At 71.4% G+C, this 20,995-nt stretch carries 16 protein-coding genes; 7 read left to right on the forward strand and 9 right to left on the reverse strand.

Translation table 11 applies throughout. From position 1 onward, the window contains the following. Positions 1-24: 24 nt before the first annotated feature. Together ACIBKY_RS12005 and ACIBKY_RS12010 are read left to right on the forward strand one after the other, a co-directional pair. On the forward strand, positions 25-1,287 hold the full coding sequence (locus ACIBKY_RS12005; protein WP_397096658.1) for a sensor histidine kinase: 1,263 nt from the start codon (positions 25-27) through the stop codon (positions 1,285-1,287). Continuing rightward, positions 1,284-1,943, forward strand: a complete 660-nt coding sequence (locus ACIBKY_RS12010; RefSeq protein ID WP_397096659.1) for a response regulator — start codon at positions 1,284-1,286, stop codon at positions 1,941-1,943. Before ACIBKY_RS12005 ends, ACIBKY_RS12010 begins: the two co-directional genes overlap by 4 nt. Positions 1,944-1,964: 21 nt before the next feature. Here the strand turns inward: ACIBKY_RS12010 and ACIBKY_RS12015 are convergent, their stop codons facing one another. The 6 genes from ACIBKY_RS12015 to ACIBKY_RS12040 all read right to left on the reverse strand — a co-directional run bounded on the left by ACIBKY_RS12015 (position 1,965) and on the right by ACIBKY_RS12040 (position 9,686). Beyond that, positions 1,965-3,893 (reverse strand): CBM35 domain-containing protein, encoded by a 1,929-nt coding sequence (locus ACIBKY_RS12015; protein ID WP_397096660.1) that lies wholly within the window; start codon positions 3,891-3,893, stop codon positions 1,965-1,967. 65 nt (positions 3,894-3,958) lie between these two features. Beyond that, positions 3,959-4,951, reverse strand: a complete 993-nt coding sequence (locus ACIBKY_RS12020) for a LacI family DNA-binding transcriptional regulator (RefSeq protein ID WP_397096661.1) — start codon at positions 4,949-4,951, stop codon at positions 3,959-3,961. Continuing rightward, on the reverse strand, positions 4,948-6,666 hold the full coding sequence (locus ACIBKY_RS12025) for a glycoside hydrolase family 36 protein (RefSeq protein WP_397096662.1): 1,719 nt from the start codon (positions 6,664-6,666) through the stop codon (positions 4,948-4,950). The genes ACIBKY_RS12020 and ACIBKY_RS12025 overlap by 4 nt, the downstream gene beginning before the upstream one ends. Beyond that, positions 6,663-7,472, reverse strand: a complete 810-nt coding sequence (locus ACIBKY_RS12030) for a carbohydrate ABC transporter permease (RefSeq protein WP_397096663.1) — start codon at positions 7,470-7,472, stop codon at positions 6,663-6,665. Before ACIBKY_RS12030 ends, ACIBKY_RS12025 begins: the two co-directional genes overlap by 4 nt. A gap of 10 nt (positions 7,473-7,482) precedes the next feature. Further along, complete coding sequence (locus ACIBKY_RS12035) at positions 7,483-8,358, reverse strand: carbohydrate ABC transporter permease (protein ID WP_397096664.1); 876 nt, start codon at positions 8,356-8,358, stop codon at positions 7,483-7,485. Further along, positions 8,355-9,686, reverse strand: a complete 1,332-nt coding sequence (locus ACIBKY_RS12040) for an ABC transporter substrate-binding protein (protein WP_397096665.1) — start codon at positions 9,684-9,686, stop codon at positions 8,355-8,357. The genes ACIBKY_RS12035 and ACIBKY_RS12040 overlap by 4 nt, the downstream gene beginning before the upstream one ends. A 140-nt stretch (positions 9,687-9,826) precedes the next feature. On the opposite strand from ACIBKY_RS12040, the gene ACIBKY_RS12045 reads away from it, so the two are divergent. The 4 genes from ACIBKY_RS12045 to ACIBKY_RS12060 all read left to right on the forward strand — a co-directional run bounded on the left by ACIBKY_RS12045 (position 9,827) and on the right by ACIBKY_RS12060 (position 14,172). Beyond that, positions 9,827-11,179: a phenylacetate--CoA ligase family protein gene (locus tag ACIBKY_RS12045; protein WP_397096666.1), complete on the forward strand. Its 1,353-nt coding sequence runs from the start codon at positions 9,827-9,829 to the stop codon at positions 11,177-11,179. Positions 11,180-11,454: 275 nt separating this feature from the next. Then, positions 11,455-12,096 (forward strand): heme oxygenase (biliverdin-producing), encoded by a 642-nt coding sequence (locus ACIBKY_RS12050; protein WP_397096667.1) that lies wholly within the window; start codon positions 11,455-11,457, stop codon positions 12,094-12,096. Between the two features lie 27 nt (positions 12,097-12,123). Continuing rightward, a complete protein-coding gene (locus ACIBKY_RS12055) occupies positions 12,124-12,708 on the forward strand; it encodes a TetR/AcrR family transcriptional regulator (RefSeq protein ID WP_397096668.1) in 585 nt (194 codons plus the stop codon). A 54-nt stretch (positions 12,709-12,762) separates the two neighbouring features. Beyond that, entirely contained in the window at positions 12,763-14,172 is a 1,410-nt protein-coding gene (locus ACIBKY_RS12060; protein ID WP_397096669.1) for an MFS transporter, read from the forward strand. On the opposite strand, the gene ACIBKY_RS12065 is transcribed toward ACIBKY_RS12060, so the two are convergent. From ACIBKY_RS12065 to ACIBKY_RS12075, 3 genes are read right to left on the reverse strand one after another with little or no spacing between them, the layout of a single operon-like run. After that, positions 14,163-16,481 carry a hypothetical protein gene (locus tag ACIBKY_RS12065; RefSeq protein WP_397096670.1) on the reverse strand — a complete coding sequence of 773 codons (2,319 nt, stop codon included), beginning with the start codon at positions 16,479-16,481 and terminating at the stop codon, positions 14,163-14,165. The two genes, ACIBKY_RS12060 and ACIBKY_RS12065, sit on opposite strands and share 10 nt — an antisense overlap. Continuing rightward, positions 16,478-18,244, reverse strand: coding sequence for an HSP90 family protein (locus ACIBKY_RS12070; RefSeq protein ID WP_397096671.1), 1,767 nt, complete (start codon positions 18,242-18,244; stop codon positions 16,478-16,480). The genes ACIBKY_RS12065 and ACIBKY_RS12070 overlap by 4 nt, the downstream gene beginning before the upstream one ends. 42 nt (positions 18,245-18,286) lie before the next feature. Then, positions 18,287-19,516: a cytochrome P450 gene (locus ACIBKY_RS12075; protein ID WP_397096672.1), complete on the reverse strand. Its 1,230-nt coding sequence runs from the start codon at positions 19,514-19,516 to the stop codon at positions 18,287-18,289. Positions 19,517-19,583: 67 nt separating this feature from the next. Here ACIBKY_RS12075 and ACIBKY_RS12080 point away from each other — a divergent pair, with 67 nt between their 5' ends. Further along, a complete protein-coding gene (locus ACIBKY_RS12080; protein WP_397096673.1) occupies positions 19,584-20,972 on the forward strand; it encodes an FG-GAP and VCBS repeat-containing protein in 1,389 nt (462 codons plus the stop codon). Positions 20,973-20,995 lie beyond the last annotated feature (23 nt).

Consider the following 20,995-nt stretch of genomic DNA (forward strand, 5'->3'; position numbering starts at 1 on the left):
GGCGCCGGACATAAGGTCATTCAGGTGATATCCGCCCTGGTGCGGCTGGTGAAGTTCGCACTGTTCACGGGCAAAGCCGAGCCGCCTCCTCTCGCCAACCGCCGCACGCGCGTCACCGCGCCGCGCTGGCTGGCCCCCTTCACCACCCTCGACGGGGTACGGCTGGCCGACCTGACCCTCGCGCTCTTCCTCTTCGGCACGGCCGCGACCGACCTGTGGGTGCGGCTCGACGAGCGCAACATGGAGCCGCCCGGGGCGCTGGTGCTCAACACGGCCTTCCTGGCGCTCTCCCTGCCCGTGGCCCTGCGGGACCGCTGGCCGCTGGGAGCGTGGCGGACGGCGCTGGTGACCATGCCCGCGTACGTGTACGTCGACCGGATGATCGACGGGTTCCCCGAGCAGGGTGTCACGTACACGTGGCCGCTGGTCCTGACGTACCTGCTGGTCCTCTACACCGTGGCCTCGCGCAACTCCGAGGCCGTGTCGATCGTGGCGTGGGTCGTGTCGATGCTCTTCCTCGGGGTGGTCAACGCCAACGTGCTGCCGATCGGCGGGGCCGTCTTCGCGGTGCCGCTGGTGCTCGGCTACAACGTGCGGGCCCGGCGCGGGGCCTCGGCGAAGCTGGCCGAGGAGTCGCAGCTCAAGGTGGTGGCCGAGGGGGCGCAGGCCGTACTGGAGGAAAGGGCGCGCATCGCGCGCGAGCTGCACGACGTGGTCGCGCACCACATGTCGGTGATCGCCATCCAGGCCGAGGCGGTGCCGCTCAAGGCGGCCGGGGACGCCAGGCAGCTGGAGGAGGGGCTGGCGGTGATCCGCTCGCTGTCGCTGGACGCGATCGCCCAGCTCCGGCAGGTGCTCGGTGTGCTGCGCGACGCCGACGGGCGCAAGGAGACCACGCCGCAGCCGGACCTGGAGCGGATCGACGCGCTCGTGGCCAACGCGCGGGCGGCCGGGCTGGCCGTGTTGTTCAGAAGATCGCCGCAGGTGGAGGAGGTGTCGCAGGCCGTGGGACTGTCGGCGTACAGGATCGTGCAGGAGTCGCTGAGCAACGTCATGCGGCACGCGCCGGGCGCGACCGTCTCCCTGGAGGTCGCGCGGGAGCGGGACGAACTGGTCGTACGGGTCGCCAACGGCCCAGGCGCCGGGCCCGCCGAATCCTCGGCCGGGGCCGGGCACGGGCTCGTGGGCATGCGGGAACGCGCGGTGCTGCTCGGCGGCACCCTGGAGGCGGGGCCGATCGCCGACGGCTTCGAGGTCGTCGCCCGGCTGCCCCTGGAGGCGGCGTGATCAAGGTCATGATCGCCGACGACCAGGGCATGGTACGCACCGGCTTCACCGTCTTCCTCGGCGCCCAGAGCGACATCGAGGTGGTGGGCGAGGCGGCCGACGGCGCGCAGGCGGTCGAGCGGGCGGCGCAGCTGCGGCCCGACGTGATCCTGATGGACGTCCGCATGCCGGTGATGGACGGCCTTGAAGCAACCCGAATCATCGCTCAACGCGAGGATATTCCGGCCAAAATCCTGATCCTGACCACCTTTGATCTGGACGACTACGTCTACGAGGCCCTGCGCTCCGGTGCCAGCGGCTTCCTGCTGAAGGACGCCTCGGCCATCCAGCTCGCCGAGGCCGTCCGTGTGGTCGCCGGCGGCGACGCCCTCCTGGCCCCCGCGGTGACCCGGCGCCTCATCCGCGAGTTCGCCCGCCTCGGCGGCCCGCGCGCCCCGTCCACCCGCCGCCTGGGCCGGCTGACCGAGCGCGAGACCGAGGTCCTCGTCCTGGTCTCGCGCGGCCTGTCCAACCAGGAGGTCGCCGCCAAGCTGATCCTTTCGGAGCAGACGGTCAAGACGCACGTGGGCCGTGTGCTGACCAAACTCGGCCTGCGCGACCGCGCCCAGGCCATCGTCTACGCCTACGAGACCGGCCTCGTCCGCCCGGGAGACTGAACGCCGCCGGTCCCGCGAACGTCAGCTCGTGACCGAGGCCGTGACCGTCTGGCCGTCGCGGACCGGCAGGATCGCGACGGTGTAGCGGACGCCGTCGATCGTCTTCTGGATGCCCGGCACACGGTGCCCGGCGATCGTCAGCTCGCGGTGCCCGGCCGGGAAGCGGGCCTCCCAGAACGTGAGCCCGCCGGTGCGGTTGGTGAAGGTGGTCGAGGTCCGGCCGTCGTGGCGGACGTCCACGGTGCCGCCGCCGACCGGGACGGCGTCCACGCGCAGCCAGGGGATGTCGCCGGGCAGGCGCGACTGGGTGGCGACCGTGCGCCTCGGGGCGTCGGGCTGGACGCCCATGAGGCCCTCGACGGTCTGGCTGACCAGGGTGAACGGCACCTCCGGGTAGTCGCCGTTGAGTCCCTGGCGGTTGCTGACGTGGCGGGCGTCGCGCTGGTCGTAGACGTGCTGCATCCACTTCCAGGCGGTGTCGTTGCGGTTGTGGCGGAAGAAGGTGTCGGGCAGGTAGGTGATCGCCTCGATGTTGGCCGGCCGGTCGGGGCCCGAGGCCTGCGTGTCGACGAAGTCGAGGTAGGCGTCGTTGCGCGGGCCCGCGTCGATGATGCCCTTCATCGGCATGAACCAGCTGTTCTCCTTGCCGAAGCCGGTCAGCGGGGCGCCGTCGATCGTGTAGGCGCGGACGAACTCCTCCGAGCCGGGCTTCACGCTCCATGTCTGGTTGAAGTAGCGCTTGAGGTCGCGGGCGCGGGCCCCGGTCTCCATCGACAGGCGTATCTCGCGTTTGTCCAGGGCCATGTCGGCCAGCGCGCGGTAGGCCTGGTACTGGGCGCCGATGCCGTCTCCGGCCTCGGCCAGCGGCTCGCGGCTGACCTCGTTGTAGCTGGCCACGCCCTGGAAGATGCCCCTGCCGGTGCCCTCGGCGACGCCGTTCGGCTTGGCGCCGTCGTGCTGCTCGACGAAGCCGGTCGTGGCGTTGCGGTAGTAGTCCCAGAAGACCGGGTCGTCGAGGTAGGCGCGGTCGCCGGTCCAGCGGAAGGCCTGGTTGGCCTTCTCGACCAGCTCGAACGTGGCCGGCACCTCGCGCACGAAGTTCGTGGGCGACTTGTAGTCGATGGTGTGCCAGGTCTTGGCGTCGAAGTTGATCGCCCACACCGGATAGAACTTGTGCTCCGGCGTGGCGCTGGCGGCGAACGAGCGCAGCATGTTCTTGTTCTCGGCGTCGAAGCCCAGGATGTGCGCGCCGTCGAGCTGGTGGGCGAAGTCACGCGAGTAGTACGCGGTGCGGTGGGCGTAACCACCCCAGTAGGTCGCGGTGTACGGGGCTTCGCCCGGGTCGACCGGGTTGGTGGCCCCGATGTTGATGGGCCCGACGACGCCGTCCTGGTGGACCCACCCGGCGGCCTTGGCCTTGGCCCAGTCGAACATCGCGACGACCTTGGGGTTGCCCGAGCTCACCCGCGGGTCGGCGGGGGCGGCCGGGGAGATCATGAGGTCGTCGGCGTTGACCCAGCCGGCGCCGGAGCCGAACACGATCTCCAGGGTGTCGCCGGCGTTGAGGCTCAGGCGCGACAGGGTGTAGCGGCTGTAGATGCCGCGGGCGGGCAGTGTGACGCTCGCCGCCTCGGTGCCGTTGACCTTGGCGGAGAACGTGCCGCCCGCGCCGCCGGTGGCGATCCAGGCGGAGATCGAGTAGCGGCCGGCGGCCGGCACCGTGATCGACTGGCTGACGCTCTTGCCGGGCCCGGAGTCGAGGTAGATGAGCCGGGTGCCGCCGTGGGGGTTGTTGGTGGCGACGCCGGAGCCGGCGGTGAACGTCCAGCCTTCGGGGCCCTTCTCGAAGCCGGGGTTGACGATGACGAGCGGTGCGGCGGCGGAGGCGGCCTCGGCGGGGCTGACGAGGGCGGCGGCGAGGAGGGCGGAGGTTAACACGACGCGTTTCATGGGGTCTCCCGATGATCGGATGAATCGTGAGGTACTACCGAAGGAAGGGGGCGGGACGACAGAGGTCAGGCGCGGGGCGGAGCCGTGGAGCCGCGCACGACCAGTTCGGGGTTGAACAGCAGCTCGCCCGTGGGCACCTCGCGGCCGCTCACCAGCGCGACCACACCCCGGGCGACCTCCTTGGCCAGCCGGTCCACCGGCTGGCGGACGGTGGTCAGCGGCGGATCGGCGAACTCCATGATCATGGAACCGTCGTGCCCGACCACGGACAGGTCGGCGGGCACCGACAGGCCCTCGCGGCGGGCACCGCGGATCACGCCGAGCGCCATGAAGTCGCTGGCCGCGACGATCGCGGTCACACCCTGCTTGAGCAGGCTCAGCGCGGCGGACTGGCCGCCCTCGATGGTGTAGTGCTGCCGGACGATCCACCGCTCGGTCTCGGCCGCGCCGCGCCTGGCCAGGGCCGCGCGGAAGCCCTTGACCCGCCGGTCGGCGGGCTGGTTGCCGACCGGGCCCGAGGCGATGCCGATCGCGCGGTGCCCCAGCGCCCACAGGTGGTCGACGGCCAGCTCGGCCGACTGGAAGTCGTCGGTGGAGTAGACGGGCGCGTCGTGGCCCTCGAACCCGCCGTTGACGCCGACGAACGGGATGCGGCGCGCCGCCAGCACGTTGAAGGTCTCGGGGTCGGCGCCCTCCACGGTGTTGCTGGCCGACAGGAACACCACCGCGGCCACGCCGTGGTCGGCCAGCGACGTGACGAACTCGCGCTCCTGTATACCGCCGGGCAGTGCCGGGCAGAGCACGCCCTTGAGCCCGTGGGGCGCCAGCGCTCCCTCGATCAGCTCGCTGGCCTCGGAGAAGAACGGGTTCGACAGCCACGGCGTGATCACCGCGACGATCTGGCCGCGGGTGGAGCGTTCGTAGCCGAGCTCGTTCATGGCGCGCTCGACGGCCTCGCGCGTCTTGGCGGCGACACCGGAGCGCCGGTTGATGACCCGGCTGACCGTGGCCTCACTCACGCCCGCGCGGGCGGCCAGCTCGGTGATGCCGATCTTCACGGGGTCCCCTCCAGAGTCGCCAGCCCGGAGGGCGGCACGGACAGCACGCTCAGGCCGGGCTCCAGCCGCCGCCGTGCCCGCTCGATGATACGGCCGGCGGCGTCGTGGACCACGGTGGCGAACACCCCTCCGGGCCCGGCGACCTCGACGACGAGGCGCGGCGCCGCCGTACCGTTGACCAAGGTGATCTTACGGTGCCCGGCGGTGTCCAGGACCGCCACCCGCTCGGCCGTGACGGTGATGACGCAGGCGTCGCCGCGCGCGGCCCGCACGACGGGGTAGAGCTCGTCCGGGCGGCCCGGCTCGACCTCGCCGTCGAGCAGCAGCGGCCGCAGCCGCCGCCACTGCGCGAGCCAGAAGCGCAGCATCTCGCGCTGCTCGGCGCCGAGGCCGGCCAGGCGCGCGGAGATCTGCGGTACGGCGTGCAGCGCCCCGATCAGCTGCCTGGCGGCGCTCGCGGGCGGCGCGGCCGGGTCCCACATGAGCATGTCGGAGTGAACGGCCCCGCGCACGGCCAGCAGCCCGACGTCGATCGTGCGCACCCGGTTGGCCACGGCGTCGGCGGGGCAGTCGTCGGCCCGCAGCATGTTCCCGAAGCCCGCCATGCCCGGCCCCACGTACGGCTGGCGCAGCTCGATCAGGGCCTCGGGCCCCAGCGCCGCCCGCACCTCGGTCAGCAGGAGGCGCATGGCCTCACCCACGTCGGCGACGTCGCCGTGGGTGGGCTTGCCGGCGTAGACCATGGCGTCGTCCAGGAAGTCGATCTTCAGCCCGTCGAGGCCGTAGTCGCGGACCAGGCGGGCGCACGTGTCCACGACGTGCCGCCGGACCTCGGGGCGGCGGGGGTCGAGCACGCGGGCGCCGGGCGGTCCACCGGAGGCGGGAGCGTACTGGGCGAGCGCGTCGAAGCAGTCCGCATCGGCCCCGAGCAGGAGCGGCGCGACCCAGAGCAGATACTTGAGGCCGAACGCCCGCACTCGGGCGACATGACCCTTAAGATCCGGAAATTTCGTGGTATCCGGTCGCCAGTCGCCCACGCCGGGATAGCCGCGCCCGTTTCCCTTCTCCTGCCAGCCGTCGTCCACGATGACCACGCCGCAACCCAGCTCCGCCGCCAGCCGGGCCTCCTCCTCCACGGCCGCCGCCCCGACGGCCTGGCTGAAGCCGTACCAGGTGGAGTAGACCGGCTCCCGGGCCGCGGCGGGCACCGGGGCCGGCCCCCGGCCCAGCTCGGCCCGTAGCAGCCGCATCGCCACCGCGACGCTCTCCGACCGGGGCGCGAGGTAGAGCCGGTAGGTCCCGGCGGGCGCCCGCAGATGCACCACGAACGCCTTGTTCTCCTCCGACACCCCGAACCTCATGGAACATTCGGGCACCGGATCGGCGGCGGCGAAGGCCAGCATCGTCCGGCCGGAGCTGTCATAGAGACAACCGGCCGCGGCCCCCTTGACCAGCGAGATGTCGGCCCGCCCCGCCCAGTCGGCGACGATCGTCCGGCTCCAGCGGCAGTCGGGGTGCCAGAACCCCACGGCGTCCCCGAGCGCCACCGACAACCGGATCTCCATCTCCTCCCCGGAGTGGATCTCCAGCACCGCGGCGCCACCGGGCAGCCGCTTCAGCTCCCGGCGCGCGGAGGCGGGCAGCACCGCCAGCCGTACGTCATCGAGCAGGTGGGCGGTGGGCACGGGCATCAGCCCCGCCGTCGTGACGCTCACTCTTTCACAGCTCCAGCGAGAAGTCCGGACACGAAGTGTCGTTGCAGCAACAGGAACAGCACGGCCATCGGGAGGGCGGCGACGGCCGTTCCGGCGAGGATCTGGCCGTAGTCGGTCTCCGTGGCGCCCTGCAGGGAGGCGATGGCCAGCGGGATGGTGTAGGCGTCCTTGGTGCGGAGCGCGATGAGGGGCCAGACGAAGTCGTTCCACTGGTAGAGGAACAGGTAGATGCCCAGGGCGGCCAGAGCCGGGCGCATCGGTGGCAGGACGACGCGGACGAACAGCCGCAGTTCGCCGCAGCCGTCGGCGCGGCCGGCCGCCAGGAGTTCGTCCGGCAGCGCGGACATGCTCTGGCGCATCAGGAAGATCCCGAACGGCAGCGCCAGGTTCGGCAGGACGATGGCCTGGTAGGTGTTGAGCCAGCCGAGCGCCAGCATCATCTTGAACAACGGCACCAGCGTCACCTGGCTCGGGATGACCAGGCCGAGCATGAGCAGGCCGAACAGGAGTTCCCTGCCCTTGAAGGAGTACTTGGCGAAGCCGTACCCGGCCAGGGTGCAGACCGCGCCGGACAGGATCGTGTAGATCAGCGAGATCAGCAGGGAGTTGAGCACGGTCCTGCTGAAGCCGATGCCCTCTTCGAGGTTGGCGAGGTTGTCCAGGAGGTGGCCGCCGGGCAGCAGCGGGGGCGGGCTGCCGAAGATGTCGCCGGTGCTGTGGGTACTGGCGATCGCCAGCCAGTAGAAGGGCACCAGGACGACGGTGACGGTGATGAGCAGCGTGGAGGTCAGCATCACCTTTTTCATGCTTTGTCTTTCAAGATTTTTCACCCAGGAACTTGAACTGCACGATGCTGAGGATCGCGATGATGACCGCCAGCGCGTAGGCGATGGCCGAGGCGTAGCCGAAGTCGAAGTAGCGGAAGCCGTTCATGTAGAGGTACATGCCGAGCGTCAGGGTGGCGTTGTCGGGGCCGCCACCGGTCAGCACGTACGGCTCGTCGAACAGCTGCAGCGTGCCGATCGTCGACATGACCACCGTGAGCAGCAGCACCGGCCGCAGTCCCGGCAGCGTCACGTGCCAGAACCGGCGCCAGGCGCCCGCGCCGTCGACCGAGGCCGCGTCGTAGTGGTCGCGGGGCAGCGCCTGCAGCCTGGCCAGGTAGATGACCGCGTTGTAGCCGGTGTAGTGCCAGGTCAGCGCGAGGCCGACGGCGATGCGCGCCCACAGGGTGTCGGTGAGCCAGGGGATCTCCGGGACGCCGAACAGCCCGAGGAACCAGTTGACCAGCCCGCCCTGCGGGTTGAGCAGGACCCCGAACAGGATGCCGTACGCCACCAGCCCGGTCACCATCGGCAGGAAGAACCCCAGCCGGAAGAACGCCTTCAGCTTCAGCAGCGGCGAGTTGAACGCCACCGCCAGCGCGATCGCGATCCCCAGCATGAGCGGCACCTGGACGACCATGATGAGCGCGGTGTTGCGCAGCGCCGTCCAGAACAGCGGGTCGCCGGCCAGACGCTCGTAGTTGGCGGTGCCGGCGAACGTCTGCAGTGCCCCGTCGGTCCTGAAGAGGCTGAGCACAAACGACCAGGCGATCGGGTACAGCTTGAAGATCGCGAACAGCGCGACGGCGGGCAGCACGAACAGGTACGGCGCCAGCCGCGTCGGCGACCTGAGGGCGCTCGCCGTCACCGCAGCACCTTGCGGCCGGTCTGGCCGGCGATCAGGTCGGCCGCCTCCTTGAGCGCCGCGGCCGGGTCGGCGCCCTTGAGCAGCACCTTCGTCTGCGCGTCGGTGACGGCCTTGAGGGCGCGCGGGTAGTCGGCGGAGTAGTTGGTGACGTAGGAGGGCTGCTTGAGCGAGTCGAGGAAGATCTCGCCCTTCTTCTGGCCGCTGAAGAACGGCGACGCCTGGTGGAAGGCCGGGTCCTCGTAGGCGGACATGAGCGCGGGCGCGATGCCCTTGCCCTTGTAGATGGCGACCTGGTTCTCCGGGCGGGTCAGGACGAACTCGGCGAAGGCGAACGCCGCCTCGCGGTGCTTGCCGGTGCCGGTGACGGCCAGGTGGGTGGAGTTGACGACGGCCGAGGTCTTGCCGCCCCGGGTGACGGCGGGCGGGAGCCGTACCTTCCACTTGCCCTTCTCGGCCGGGACGGTCTCCTCGATGATGCCGCCGAACCACGTGGGCATCGGCTGGACGGCCACGCCGCCCTTCTTGATCGAGCCGATCATCGCCTCCCAGCCGCCGCCGTAGTCGGCGACCAGGCCGGCGTCGTTGAGCTTCTTGATGATGGTCAGTGCGGTGACCCCGGCGGGCGAGTCGAGGGTGATGTTGCCCCGCATGTCGAAGTAGAAGGCGTCCTGGAGCTGCATGAGCGCCTGGAAGAGGTTGGCGGAGTCGGCCTGGGTGGCGGCCTTGTCGATGCCGAGGAGCTGGACGCCGGTCTTCTCCTTGAGCTTGATCCCGGCTTCGATCATCTCGTCCCAGGTCTGGACGGCCTCGACGTCGACGCCGGCCTTCTCGAAGAGGTCGGCGCGATAGTAGAAGCCCGCGGAGTTGGCCTCCCAGGGCAGGGCGTAGACCTTGCCGTCGCGGCTGACGGTCTCCCACATGCCCTGGGCGAAGCTGCTTTTGTGCTTGTCGGCGCCGAGGGGGACGAGGTCGGCGAGGCCGTCCGGAAATTTCTCGATATAGGCGGGCAGATAGTCGACGCCGATGTGCAGCACGTCGCCCAGCCCCTGCCCGCCGGCGGCGAGCCCGGTCGTGATCTTGTCCCAGATGGCCGGGTTGCCGATGTCCTGGACGTCGACCCTGACGCCGGGGAACTGCTTGGTGAAGGACGGGACCAGCTCCTTCATCATCGCCGCCGGCCCCTGCCAGCTCCACACGGTGATCTCGCCGGTGGCCGCGGTGCCGGTGGGGCCCGCCTTGACCGGTTGGGCGCCACCTCCGCCGCAGGCGCTGAGCAGGGTGCCTCCGGCGGTCAGGGCGCTGAGCTGGAGAAAACGGCGACGGTCCATGGGCGGGCTCTCCTGTGGGGGGTTCGCGAGGATTGCCCGGGACGTTACCGGGGCGTTTCCTTGCTTGCAATCTTTTGATGAAAACTTTCGTGATTCTGTGACAGCTGCGCAGCAAGTCCGGAGTGGCGTACAGTCGCACCGTGGATCCGGTCCAGCTCTTCCACGACGTGGCGGACAGCGTGCCCGCCTACCGCGCCTTCCTCGCCTCGCACGGCGCCGACCCCCGCACCACGCCGTTCCACGACCTCCCGCTGACCACCAAGGACACCTACACGCGCCGCTACCCCCTGCCCGACCTGTGCAGGGGCGGCGTGATCGGCGACATGATCGCCGTCTCCTCCGGCTCGACCGGCGAACCGTCCTTCTGGCCCCGCTCCGCCGCCGACGAGCGGGTCATCGCCGACCGCTTCGAGGAGGTGTTCGACACCTTCGAGACCCGCACCCGCCGTACGCTCGCCGTCGTCTGCTTCGCCCTCGGCACCTGGGTCGGCGGGCTGTTCACGCTCAACTGCGTGCGCCACCTGGCCGAGCGCGGCCACCGCGTCACCGCGATCGCGCCCGGCAGCGACAAGCGCGAGATCCTGCGGGTGATCCCGCCGCTGGCGCCGCACTTCGACCAGGTCGTCCTGCTCGGCTACCCGCCGTTCCTGAAGGACGTGATCGACGCCGGGTCCGGCTGGCCCGCGTACAACCTCAAGCTGGTCACGGCGGGCGAGGTCTTCAGCGAGGAGTGGCGCACGCTGGTGTGCGAGCGCGCCGGCATCGCCGACCCCGTCACATCCACCGCCGGCCTGTACGGCACCGCCGACGCGGGCGTCCTCGGCAACGAGACCCCGCTCTCCATCGAACTGCGCCGCTTCCTGTCAGCCCGTCCCGATCCGGCCAGGCGCCTGTTCGGGGAGTCCCGGCTGCCCACGCTGGTCCAGTACGACCCGGGCGTGCGCTACTTCGAGGAACACGCGGGCACGCTGGTCTTCACCGGCGACAACGGCATCCCGCTGATCCGCTACCACATCGCCGACGAAGGCGGCCTCATCCCGTACGCCGACATGCTCGCCTTCGCCCGGTCCCACGGCCTCACGCCCTCGGCCCCCGGTCCCGAGCACCCGTTCGCGTACGTGTTCGGACGCAGCCACTTCACCGTGTCGTACTACGGCGCCAACATCTACCCGGAGAACATCGCCATCGGCCTGGAGCAGCCGGAGATCGCGGGCTCGGTCACCGGAAAGTTCGTCATGGAGGTGGAAGAGGACGGCACCCGGGACCGCCATCTCACCATCACCATAGAACTCTCCCCCGGCACCGCACCCACCCCATCCCTGTCCAAGCTGGCCGCCACCTCGATCCGCACCCAGCTGAACCGCCTGAACAGCGAGTTCACCGCCTACGTCCCAGAACCCCACCAGACCCCGACTATCCGCCTACGCGAAACCGCCGACCCGACCTACTTCCCACCCGGCACCAAACACCGCTACACCCGCCCACCCCGGTAACCCCGCCCGAGAACACGCGACGCTCCCCCCACACCCTCAAGCCCCCTGCAACCCCGCTCGGGGCAAGCCCGCGGCGAGACCGCGCGACCCCAGCTCTTGAGCGCCGGTACGGCGAGCACCACCGCGCCCGGAACCCGGCGCACCACGCACAGCCCCCAGCCACCCAAGGCCCGCCGGTGGTGACCTTCAGGGTTGATGACACAGTGTCAGCTTGACGGCCGCCCCACGCTTTGTGACACTGTGTCGTGAAACACCAGTCCAGTACGGGGTGAGCCGTGACGTCGTTCTCCGAGATCCTGAAGACCGCCACCTGGGCCGACCACGAATCGGCCGAGGACGAGAGCTACCTCAAGGAGCTCATGGGCGGCCGCCTGAGCGCGCAGGAGTATGGCGAGATGATCGCCCAGCACTACTTCGCCTACCTGGCGCTCGACGGCGCGTCCAAGGCGCTGGCCGGGGACCCGGTCGCCGGCCGCTTCGTCTTCCCCGAGCTCTACCGCCAGGAAGCCCTGGAACGCGACCTCCACACCGTCTACGGCCCCGCCTGGCGCGACCGGATCGCCCCCTCCAAGGCCACCCACACCCTCGTGGCCAGGATCAACCAGGTCGCCGACTGGCCCTGCGGCTACATCGCCCACCACTACACGCGATACATGGGCGACCTGTCCGGCGGCCAGTTCATCCGCATGGAGCTGCAGAAGATCTACGGCTACTCCAAGGGCGGCGGCGTCGACTTCTACATCTTCGACCAGGTGGGCAGCCTGCCCCGGTTCAAGAACGAGTACCGGACCCGCCTGGACGCGCTCAACCTCGACGATCGCGAGCAGCGGCGGGTGATCCGCGAGGTCAAACTGGCCTACCAGCTCAACACCGAGGTCCTGGCCGAACTCCTTCACACGGTCAAGGCAGCGGCTTAGGCGGCGCCGTACGCCTAACATGAGGTTATGCCCCGGATCAGTGCCGCGACCATAGGTGAGCACCGCGCCCAGACGCAGGACCGCATCCTGCAGGCGGTCTCGCGGCTGTCGCGTGCGCACGGGATCGACGCCATCTCGATGACCGACGTGGCCGGTGAGGCCGGCATCACCCGCACGGTGCTCTACAACTACTACCCGGACAAGGCCGCGCTGCTGCTGGCCTTCACCGAGCGGGTCACCCAGTACTTTCTCGACAGCTACGAGCGTGACCTGCCCGCGGACGCCTCCCCCGCCGACCGGCTGCGCGCGTTCATCCGCCTGCAGCTGGCCGGGCTGCTGGCCCACCCGCACCCCGGCGCCGCCGATCTGAGCGCCACCCTCGGCCCCGACGCCTACCAGCAGCTGGCCGAGCACGTGGCGCCGATGCAGCGGGTGCTCGTCGGCATCCTGGAGAGCGGGGCCTTCCAGGTCACCGACGTGGAGGCGACCGCGCGGATGATCCTCGCGGTGATCGGGGCCGAGCGGGTTCCCCTGATCAGCGGCACGCTGACGCCGGAAGAGGCGGAGAAGCTCGTCTCCGGCTTCGTCCTGCGCGCGCTGGGCCACGGCTGACGCGGAACCCGGGGGCGGCCGGGCGTTCTCGGAACCCGGTGACAGGATTGCCCCATGGACAACGGCCACATCACTCTTAAATCCGCACAGGGGCGGTGGATCCTCGCGGCGACCGTGCTGGGCTCCGGGCTTGCCATGCTCGACAGCACCGTGGTCAACGTCGCGTTGCCGGCCCTCGGCGAGGAGCTGAAGGCCGGAATGGCCGGGCTGCAGTGGACGGTGAACGCCTACACCCTCACGCTGGCCGGTCTCATCCTGCTCGGCGGCTCGCTCGGCGACCGCTACGGCAGGCGCAAGGTCTTCCTCATCGGAACCGTCTGGTTCGCGATCGCCTCCGCGCTGTGCGGGGCGGCGCAGAACATCGAGATGCTCATCGCCGCCCGTGCCCTGCAGGGCATCGGCGGCGCGCTGCTCACGCCGGGCTCCCTGGCGATCATCCAGGCCTCGTTCGTGCGTGGCGAACGTCCGCGCGCGGTGGGCGCCTGGTCCGGGCTCGGCGGCGTGGCCAGCGCGATCGGCCCGCTGCTCGGCGGCTGGCTGGTGCAGTCGGCCGGCTGGCGGTGGGCGTTCCTCATCAACCTGCCGTTCGCCGCGCTCGTGGTGTGGGTGACGATCAGGCACGTGCCCGAGACGCGCGACGAGCAGGCCACGGGCCGCTTCGACGTGCTCGGCGCCGCGCTCGCCGCGCTCGCGCTGGCCGGCATCACCTACGGCCTCATCGAGACGGGCACCCCGGTCCCGCTCATCGCCGGGCTCCTGCTGGGCGCCGCGTTCGTCTGGGTGCAGGTACGGCGTTCGCCCGACGCGCTCGTGCCGGTCGGGATCTTCCGCGACCGCGTGTTCACCGCGATCAACGTGGTCACGTTCATCGTGTACGCCGCCATGGGCGTCGTCTTCTTCCTGCTGGTGGTGCAGTTGCAGGTGGTGTCCGGGTTCGGGCCGATCGCGGCGGGCTCGGCCATGCTGCCGGTGACGATCCTCATGCTGCTGCTGTCGTCACGGGCGGGCGAGCTGGCCAAGCGGGCCGGGCCGCGCTGGCCCATGACGATCGGCATCCTGGTGGCCGGGGCGGCGTTCCTGTGGATGGGCACGATCGGCGAAGGCTCCTCGTACTGGCTGCAGGTCATGCCGTCGGTCACGCTCTTCGGCCTGGGCCTGTCCGCGGTGGTCGCCCCGCTCACCGCCACCGTCCTGGCCAGCGCGGAGGAGCGCTACGCCGGTACGGCCAGCGGCGTCAACAACGCGGTGGCCAGAACCGGCAGCCTGTTCGCCGTGGCCGCCATCCCGCCGGTGGTGGGGCTGGTGGGCGACGCCTTCAAGAAGCCCGGGGTGTTCGACGCGGGCTTCGAGATGGCGATGCTGATCAGCGCGGGCATGATGCTGGTGGCCGCGCTGATCACGGTGGTCACGATCCGGCGGAACGTGCTCGCGCCCGACGAGGAGGACGAGAGCGTTCAGTCCTGATCCGGCTGTCCGAGGTGCTCGAGGAGGTCGGCAGCGGCTTCGGCGAGGTCGGCCAGGCCGAGGGCGGTGAAGGCGGCGACCGCCTCCCGGGCGCGGACCGCCGCCTCCTCGTGGCGGTCGAGCGAGAGCAGCATCCTGGCCTCGTCGTAGTCGAGCGCCGCCAGCTCGAACGCCGCCTGCCCGCCGTCGAGCGTACGCAGGAAATCCCTGACCGGCGCCACCGCCTCCAGCGCGGCCTTGGCCTGACCGGACCAATGCAGGGCCGACAGCTGCTTGCGCATCGCGGTGCCGGCCTCGTCGCGGGCGCCGGCGTCCACGTAGTTCTGGACGGCCCGGGAGAACGCGCCGGACGACTCCTCGTCCCGGTCGAGCTCGCCCAGCAGCATGCCGGCCGCCTCCCAGGCGCGGGCGGCGCGGATCGGCTCGGCGTAGCGCCCGGCCAGCTCGGTGAAGTCGGCCAGCGCCGCCTCCGGTTCGCCGAGCATGCGGCGGGCGTGCGCTCTGGTCCACTGGACGTTGACGCGGTTGTCGTAGTCGCCGGGTTCCAGGAGGCCGAGCGCCTCCTCCGCGGCGATGGCGGCCTCGACCACCCGGTCCGTGGACAGGTACGCGGCGGCCAGGTCGACGCGGGCCAGCGCGGCGTTGGCGGTGCCGCCCAGCGCGGTGAACAGAGCCACCGCCTCGATCAGGTCCTCCGCCGCCTCCTCTGGCCGGTCGACCGCGACCAGCACCTCGCCGCGGACCGCGTGGGCGACGGCCCGCTGCTCCGGGTCCCTGCTCACCGCGGCGGCCTCGCCGTAGGCGGCCAGCAGTTCCTCCAGCGAGCCCGGCTCCTCCGGCAGCTCGTCCGGGGTGGTGTCCAGCTCGGCGTCCTGGGGGGTCGTGGCCAGGTGGCGCAGGAGTTCGCCGTGGGTCAGGGCGGCGGTGGCCAGCAGGGCGAGGTCGCCTTCGGCGCGCAGGGCCACGCGGGCGGCGCGCAGCGTGCGCGCGGCCGTGACGGGCTCCTCCAGGCGGGCGCGCAGGAACAGCAGTGAGCCGTCGCGTGTGCCGGCGAGCAGGTCGAGCGCCTCCTGGCGGCGTCCGGCATCGGCGTGCTCCTGGGCCAGCCGGGCGAGCTCGGCCACGGCCGGGTCGGCGCCGGAGACCCTGATCGAGGGGAGGGTCTCCGCCGCGGGCGTCTCGCCCTCGCGCGGCGCCGTACCGGAAAGGGTGACGCGGCGCGCGTGGGGCACCAGGGGAAGGTGGTCGACCAGCGGTTCCGCCGCCAGGCAGGCTTCGATTCTGGAGCTCTGCTCCCGGGTGCCGTTGCGGGTGTCGAAGGCGGCGGCGAGCTCGCGCGCCCGCCCGGTCACCTCGGCCCGCAGCGCGGCGACGGAGGTCTCGGCGGCGCCCACGGCGACGGCGAGGTCGCCGTGGCCGAGCTCCTCCAGGCGGCGCAGCAGCAGCCCGGCCGCGCCCAGGAAGCTCATGAGCGTGTGCGGCGAGGCCCGCTCCTCCAGCCGCGGCAGCTCGCGCCGCAGGATCTCGAGCCCGCGATGCTCGTTGCCGGTGCGGGCCAGGAACTCCAGGTGGAGGTCGAGGTTGCTGGTGTAGTGGGGAAGGGCCTCGATCAGCCGGTACGCCTTGAGGTGGGCCTGGGCGGCCTCGGCGTGCCGGCCCGTCCTGACGTAGGGCAGCAGGAGGCAGCTGAGGATGCTCTGCGGCTGGTTCTCGCAGGTCAGGTGCCCGGCGACGACCGGGGCGGCGAGCGCGACCGCTTCCTCGTCGCGGCCCAGCGCGGCCAGGTGCATGATCTTGCCGTCGGGGTCGCAGCCCTCGCAGTCGGACATCTCGTCGCGCGGCGTGATGGTCCAGTGGTGGAAGTGCTCCTCGGCGGCGGCCCGGTCGCCGACGTGCCCGGCGACCATGCATCGCTGGGCGTGCACGGCGTGCAGGCCGGTGCCCGCCTCGCGGTAGCGGCGCTCCATCTCGGCCAGCGCGTCGTGCGCGCGGCCGAGCGGGACCTGCGGGAAGTCGCGCATGGAGTCGACGATCCACTTGTACTGCCACAGCAGCGTGTGCGTCTGCCAGTCGTCGAACAGTTCGGGGTCGGCGTCGAAGTCGGCCACGCAGCGGGAGAAGGTGGCGAACGACTTGGCCGGTTCCGAGCCGAACTGGTAGGCCTCGGTGAGCTCCATCCGCACCGCGAGGATCTGTTCGCGGTCGCCGCCCGACTCGGCGTGGCGCAGCGCCTGCTCCAGGAGCAGGGTCCTGGCCTCGCCGTAGGGCAGGTCGGAGGCTTCGTCGATGAGGTCGTCGATGTCGATCACGAAGTGGCCCAATCAAGGAGTCCGAGGAAGGAGCGGTTGAGTGCGGCGCTGTCGGCCGGGCGCAGCGGGTGGTGGCCGTGCAGGAGCGCCATGCCGTAGAGGGCTTCCACGGCGGTGGCGGCGAGGTTCATGTCGCTGAGCGACAGCACCTTGCGGACGAGCGGGTTGCGGTGGTTGAGCACGAGCCGGGGCCGGTCGGCGGCCAGGGAGCGCTCCATCGCGCCGAGCACGTCGGCCCACAGCTCGTCGCTGGCGTCCTTGGCCTCGCGCAGCTGGGCGTGGTGCTCGGCGGCGCGGCTGGTCAGGTACAGGGCCGGCAGCGAGGCGGGGTCGAAGTCGCGCAGCACGACCTCGCAGCCCAGCGGGTCGAGGGCGCGGGCGGCGGCGTTGAGGAAGGGGCGGGCGGCCAGCTCGGCGGCCGGCTCCACGGGGGCGAGGTGGGTGGCCAGCTCGGCGGGGTCGAGGGGTTCGAGGCGGGCCTCGGGGTCGATGCGGGACAGGCCGCGCAGGATGTCGCCGTCGTAGACGTAGCCGCCGTTGAGCAGGCCGATGCCCTGGGCTCCGGAGACGCCGGCGAGCTGGCGGAACTCGTCGACGCTCGCGGTGTAGCGGCCGCGCGGGTGCAGGGCGCGGAACTGGGCGAGGGTCATGGGCCCTGAGCTGGTCTCGTACTCGAGCCAGCGGTCGACCAGGCGGAGCATGTCGTCGTCGTGCAGGGCCAGGGCCTTGACGCCGAGGTGGTGCAGGCGCAGGAAGGCGCGCAGGCCGTCCGGGTTGGTCTCGGCCAGCCGTACCAGCCAGGCGCGTAGCTGGGCGCCGAGCTGCTCGCGTACGTGCTCCAGCAGGTCGTCCTCGTAGAGGGCCTCGCGGGAGGCGGTGGGGCGCAGCTCGCCGGCGTCCACGACGCAGCGGGCGAAGAACGCCCAGCCGGGCAGCAGCCCTTCGGCGTGCTCGGTCAGGAGCATGCGCTTGAGGTAGACGCGGTGGGCGCCCTTGACGGCGGGGTTGGCCTGGCTGGGCAGGATGAACGCGGCGCCGCTCAGCCCGGCCTCCGGGACGTTCAGGTCGAGCACGTCGAACGGGGTGAAGCCGAACAGCTCGCGCCCGTAGGCGATGAGGGCGGCGCGCCGGTCTTCCGGTCCGTCGTGGCGGGCCTGCCAGGGCGGGCCGCCGACGGTGGTGGGGCGGCCGTTGACGGTGACGTCGATCGGCAGCAGCGAGCCGTAGAGCCCGGCCAGTTCGGTGACGGTGCGCTCGGTGACCCAGTCGGCGGCGTCGGCGCGCACGGCCAGGGTGACGGTGGTGCCCGGCTCGGCGCGTTCGGCCCGGGCGGCTTCGACGCTGTAGCGGCCGTCGGAGCGGCCGGTCCACACGACCGTGGGCGCGCCGGTGACGGACCTGGTCTCGACGCGGATCTCGTCGGCGACGAGGAAACCGGACAGCAGCCCGATGCCGAACTGGCCGAGGAACTCGTGGCGGGCGAAGCCGAGCTCGTCGCGCTTGGAGGAGCGGCCGATGGTGGCCAGCAGGAGGTGCACCTCGTCCTCGGTGAGCCCGACACCGCTGTCGCTGACCTCGATCCGGCCGTCGCCGACCTCGATCGTCACCGCCGCGGGGGCGTCGGGGTCGCCGGTACGGCGGGCCGTGATCGCGTCGGCGGCGTTCTGCAGCAGCTCGCGCACGTAGACACGCGGGCTGGAATACAGGTGCCGGCTCAGGAGATCGACGACACCGCGCAGGTCAACTTGAAAGGCGTTCTCCACGCCGAGTCACCCTAGTTCCCCAAGGTGACATAAGCCGAATTGTTAGCAGGTAAAGCGCTGAGCTCGGACACTGTTGTCGAAGTTGGACAGCAGGAGCTCGGGCTCGCCCACCGTCCTGATCTCCGGCAGCCGCGTGAACAGCTCGCGGAACATGGAACGCATCTCCTGCCTGGCCAGGTTGGCGCCGAGGCAGAAGTGCGGCCCGGGTCCGCCGAAGCCCACGTGCGGTTTGGTGTCGCGGGTGATGTCGAAGGCGTCCGGGTCGGGGAAGACGCTCTCGTCGCGGTTGGCGGAGCCGTAGAAGAGCACCACCTTGTCGCCCTTCTTCAGGTGCAGGCCGCGCAGCTCGTAGTCCTCCGTCACCGTGCGGCGGAACTGGATGATCGGCGAGACGTGCCGGACCATCTCCTCGATCGCGCCGCCGATGTGGGCGTCGAAGTCGCCGAGCAGCAGCTCGCGCTGGGCGGGGTGGTCGGTGAGGAGCTTGATGCCGTGAGCCATCGTGTTGCGGGCGGTCTCGTTGCCGGCGACCAGCAGCAGCGCGAAGAAGGAACCGAGCTCCTTGTCGGTCAGCCGCTCGCCGTCGGGGTTGGCGTTGACCAGCAGCGAGACCAGGTCGCCCGTGGGCTCGCGCTGGCGCTCGTGGCCGAGCTTGATGACCAGGCGCTGCAGGGCGAGCAGGGCCAGCATGTTCTGCCCGGCCAGCGCGACGCTGCGCAGCAGGCTCGGGCGCACGCCGGTGTAGGCGGTGGAGACGTCGACGTGCTCGTGGACCTTGGCCCGGTACTGCCGGGGGATGCCCATCATGTCGCAGATGACGTGGATGGGCAGGCGGGCCGCCACCTGCCCGACGAAGTCGCCGGGGCCCTGGGCCACGACGTCGTCGACGATGCGCGTACAGGCCGCGTCGATGTCGTTCTGGAGGTTGCCCAGCATGCGGGGGCTGAAGGAGCGGGTGACGATACGGCGCAGGCGGGCGTGCCGGGGATCGTCCAGGTTGACCATGGACTCGCCGAACACGTGCTTGACCCAGCCGGGCGGCTCCGGGTTCGTGACCGCGGGCTCGCTGGAGAACACCTTGGCGTTGCGGCTGGCCTCCACGACGTCGGCGTGGCGGACCAGGGCGTAGAAACCCGCGCCGGAGCGTAAGAAGGGGACCTTCTTCTCCGGGAAGAACACCGGCCGGTCGAGCTGGCGGAGCCGGGCGAAGGCTTCGTGTCGTTCTTTGAGGGGTCTGCGCCAGAAATCCAGATCCGCGAGGTCGATGCTCACCCGCCTATCGTGGCACGTTCCCGCCGTGTTCATGCCGGGTTCGGCCGGTGCGGACATCACTGGAGACATGAACGCTTTGCTGGCCGCCTGCCTGGTCGTGCCCCTGCTCTCCCCCGCCTCGGCGGGCGCCTCCGCCGGGTGCGGCGGGCGGCTCGCCGACTTCGACGACGACGGCCGCGCCGACCTCGCGGTGGCGGCGCCGTACACCGGCTCCAGGGCCGGATCCGTGAACGTCCTCTACGGCTCCGGCCGCAAGGCGACGCTGCGCCAGGACGGCGCCGAGACCGGCGACTCCTTCGGCTCGGCGCTGGCCGTGGGCGACTTCGACGGCGACCGCTGCGCCGACCTCGCGGTCGGGGTGTCGGAGGAGTTCACCGGTACGGCCCGGCCGGGCGCCGACGGCGACGGGGTCGTGCAGGTGTTCCGTGGCGGCCCGAGCGGCCTGGTCGCCTGGCGGCAGCTGGCCCTGGCCAAGCCGCGTGGCGACAGGTACGGCGCCGCGCTGGCCGCCGGTGACCTCGACGGCGACGGGGACGACGAACTGGCCGTCGGCGCCCCCGGCCTCGGGGCCGGAGGCGGCGTGGTCGTGCACTTCCTCAAGAAGCGCAAGCCGTACCAGATCACCCAGCAGACCCGCTGGGTCGGCCAGCAGGGGCGCGTCACCGACCAGTGGGGCGCGGCGCTGACCACCGGCGACTTCGACGGCGACGGCCGCGCGGAGCTCGTCGTGGGCGCGCCCGCCGACAGCGTGACCACGGACGGGCAGGGCTCGGCCACGGTCCTCGACCCGGTACGCCGGCACGCGGCGCAGATCACCCAGGACAGCCGTGGCATCAAGGGTTCCTCGGAGAAGTGGGACGCCTTCGGCGCCTCGCTGACCACGGGCGACTTCAACGCCGACGGCCGCGCGGACCTGGCGATCGGCGCGCCCGGCGAGGGCCTGAGCGCCAACCAGCGCGCCATGGACTACGGCGACGGCATGGTCCACGTGATCTACGGCTCGCGCTCGGGGCTGCGGACCACGCGCAGCGAGGCGTGGACGCAGCGGGTCCTGAACGGCGAGCCCCGCTACTACGACCGCTTCGGCGCGTCGCTGGCCGCGGGCGACTTCAACGGCGACGGCGACGCGGAACTGGCCATCGGCGTGCCCGGCGAGCGCGCGGTCCAGGTGCTGGCAGGAACCCGCTCCGGCGGCCTCACCCGCCACGGCGACCTGCTCATCAAGGGCAAGGGCCGCGACTTCGGCGCCGCGATGACCGCTCTGGCCGCGACCCCGCGGTACCGGCTGCTCGGCCGCGCCCGCCCGGTCTACGGCCTGGTGGTGGCGGCCCCCGGCGACGGCGTCCTGACCCTGCTGCCCGGCGCCCGCCGCCCGGGGGCGCACCCGGGCCTGCGGGCGAACAAGGCCACCAAGCTGGGCGCCGGCTCCGGCCTGTACGGCTACGCCTTCAGCTGACCCGGCCGGGCCCGTCAGGGCGC

It is taken from the genome of Nonomuraea sp. NPDC050394, from assembly GCF_044459065.1.
GTDB lineage: Bacteria > Actinomycetota > Actinomycetes > Streptosporangiales > Streptosporangiaceae > Nonomuraea.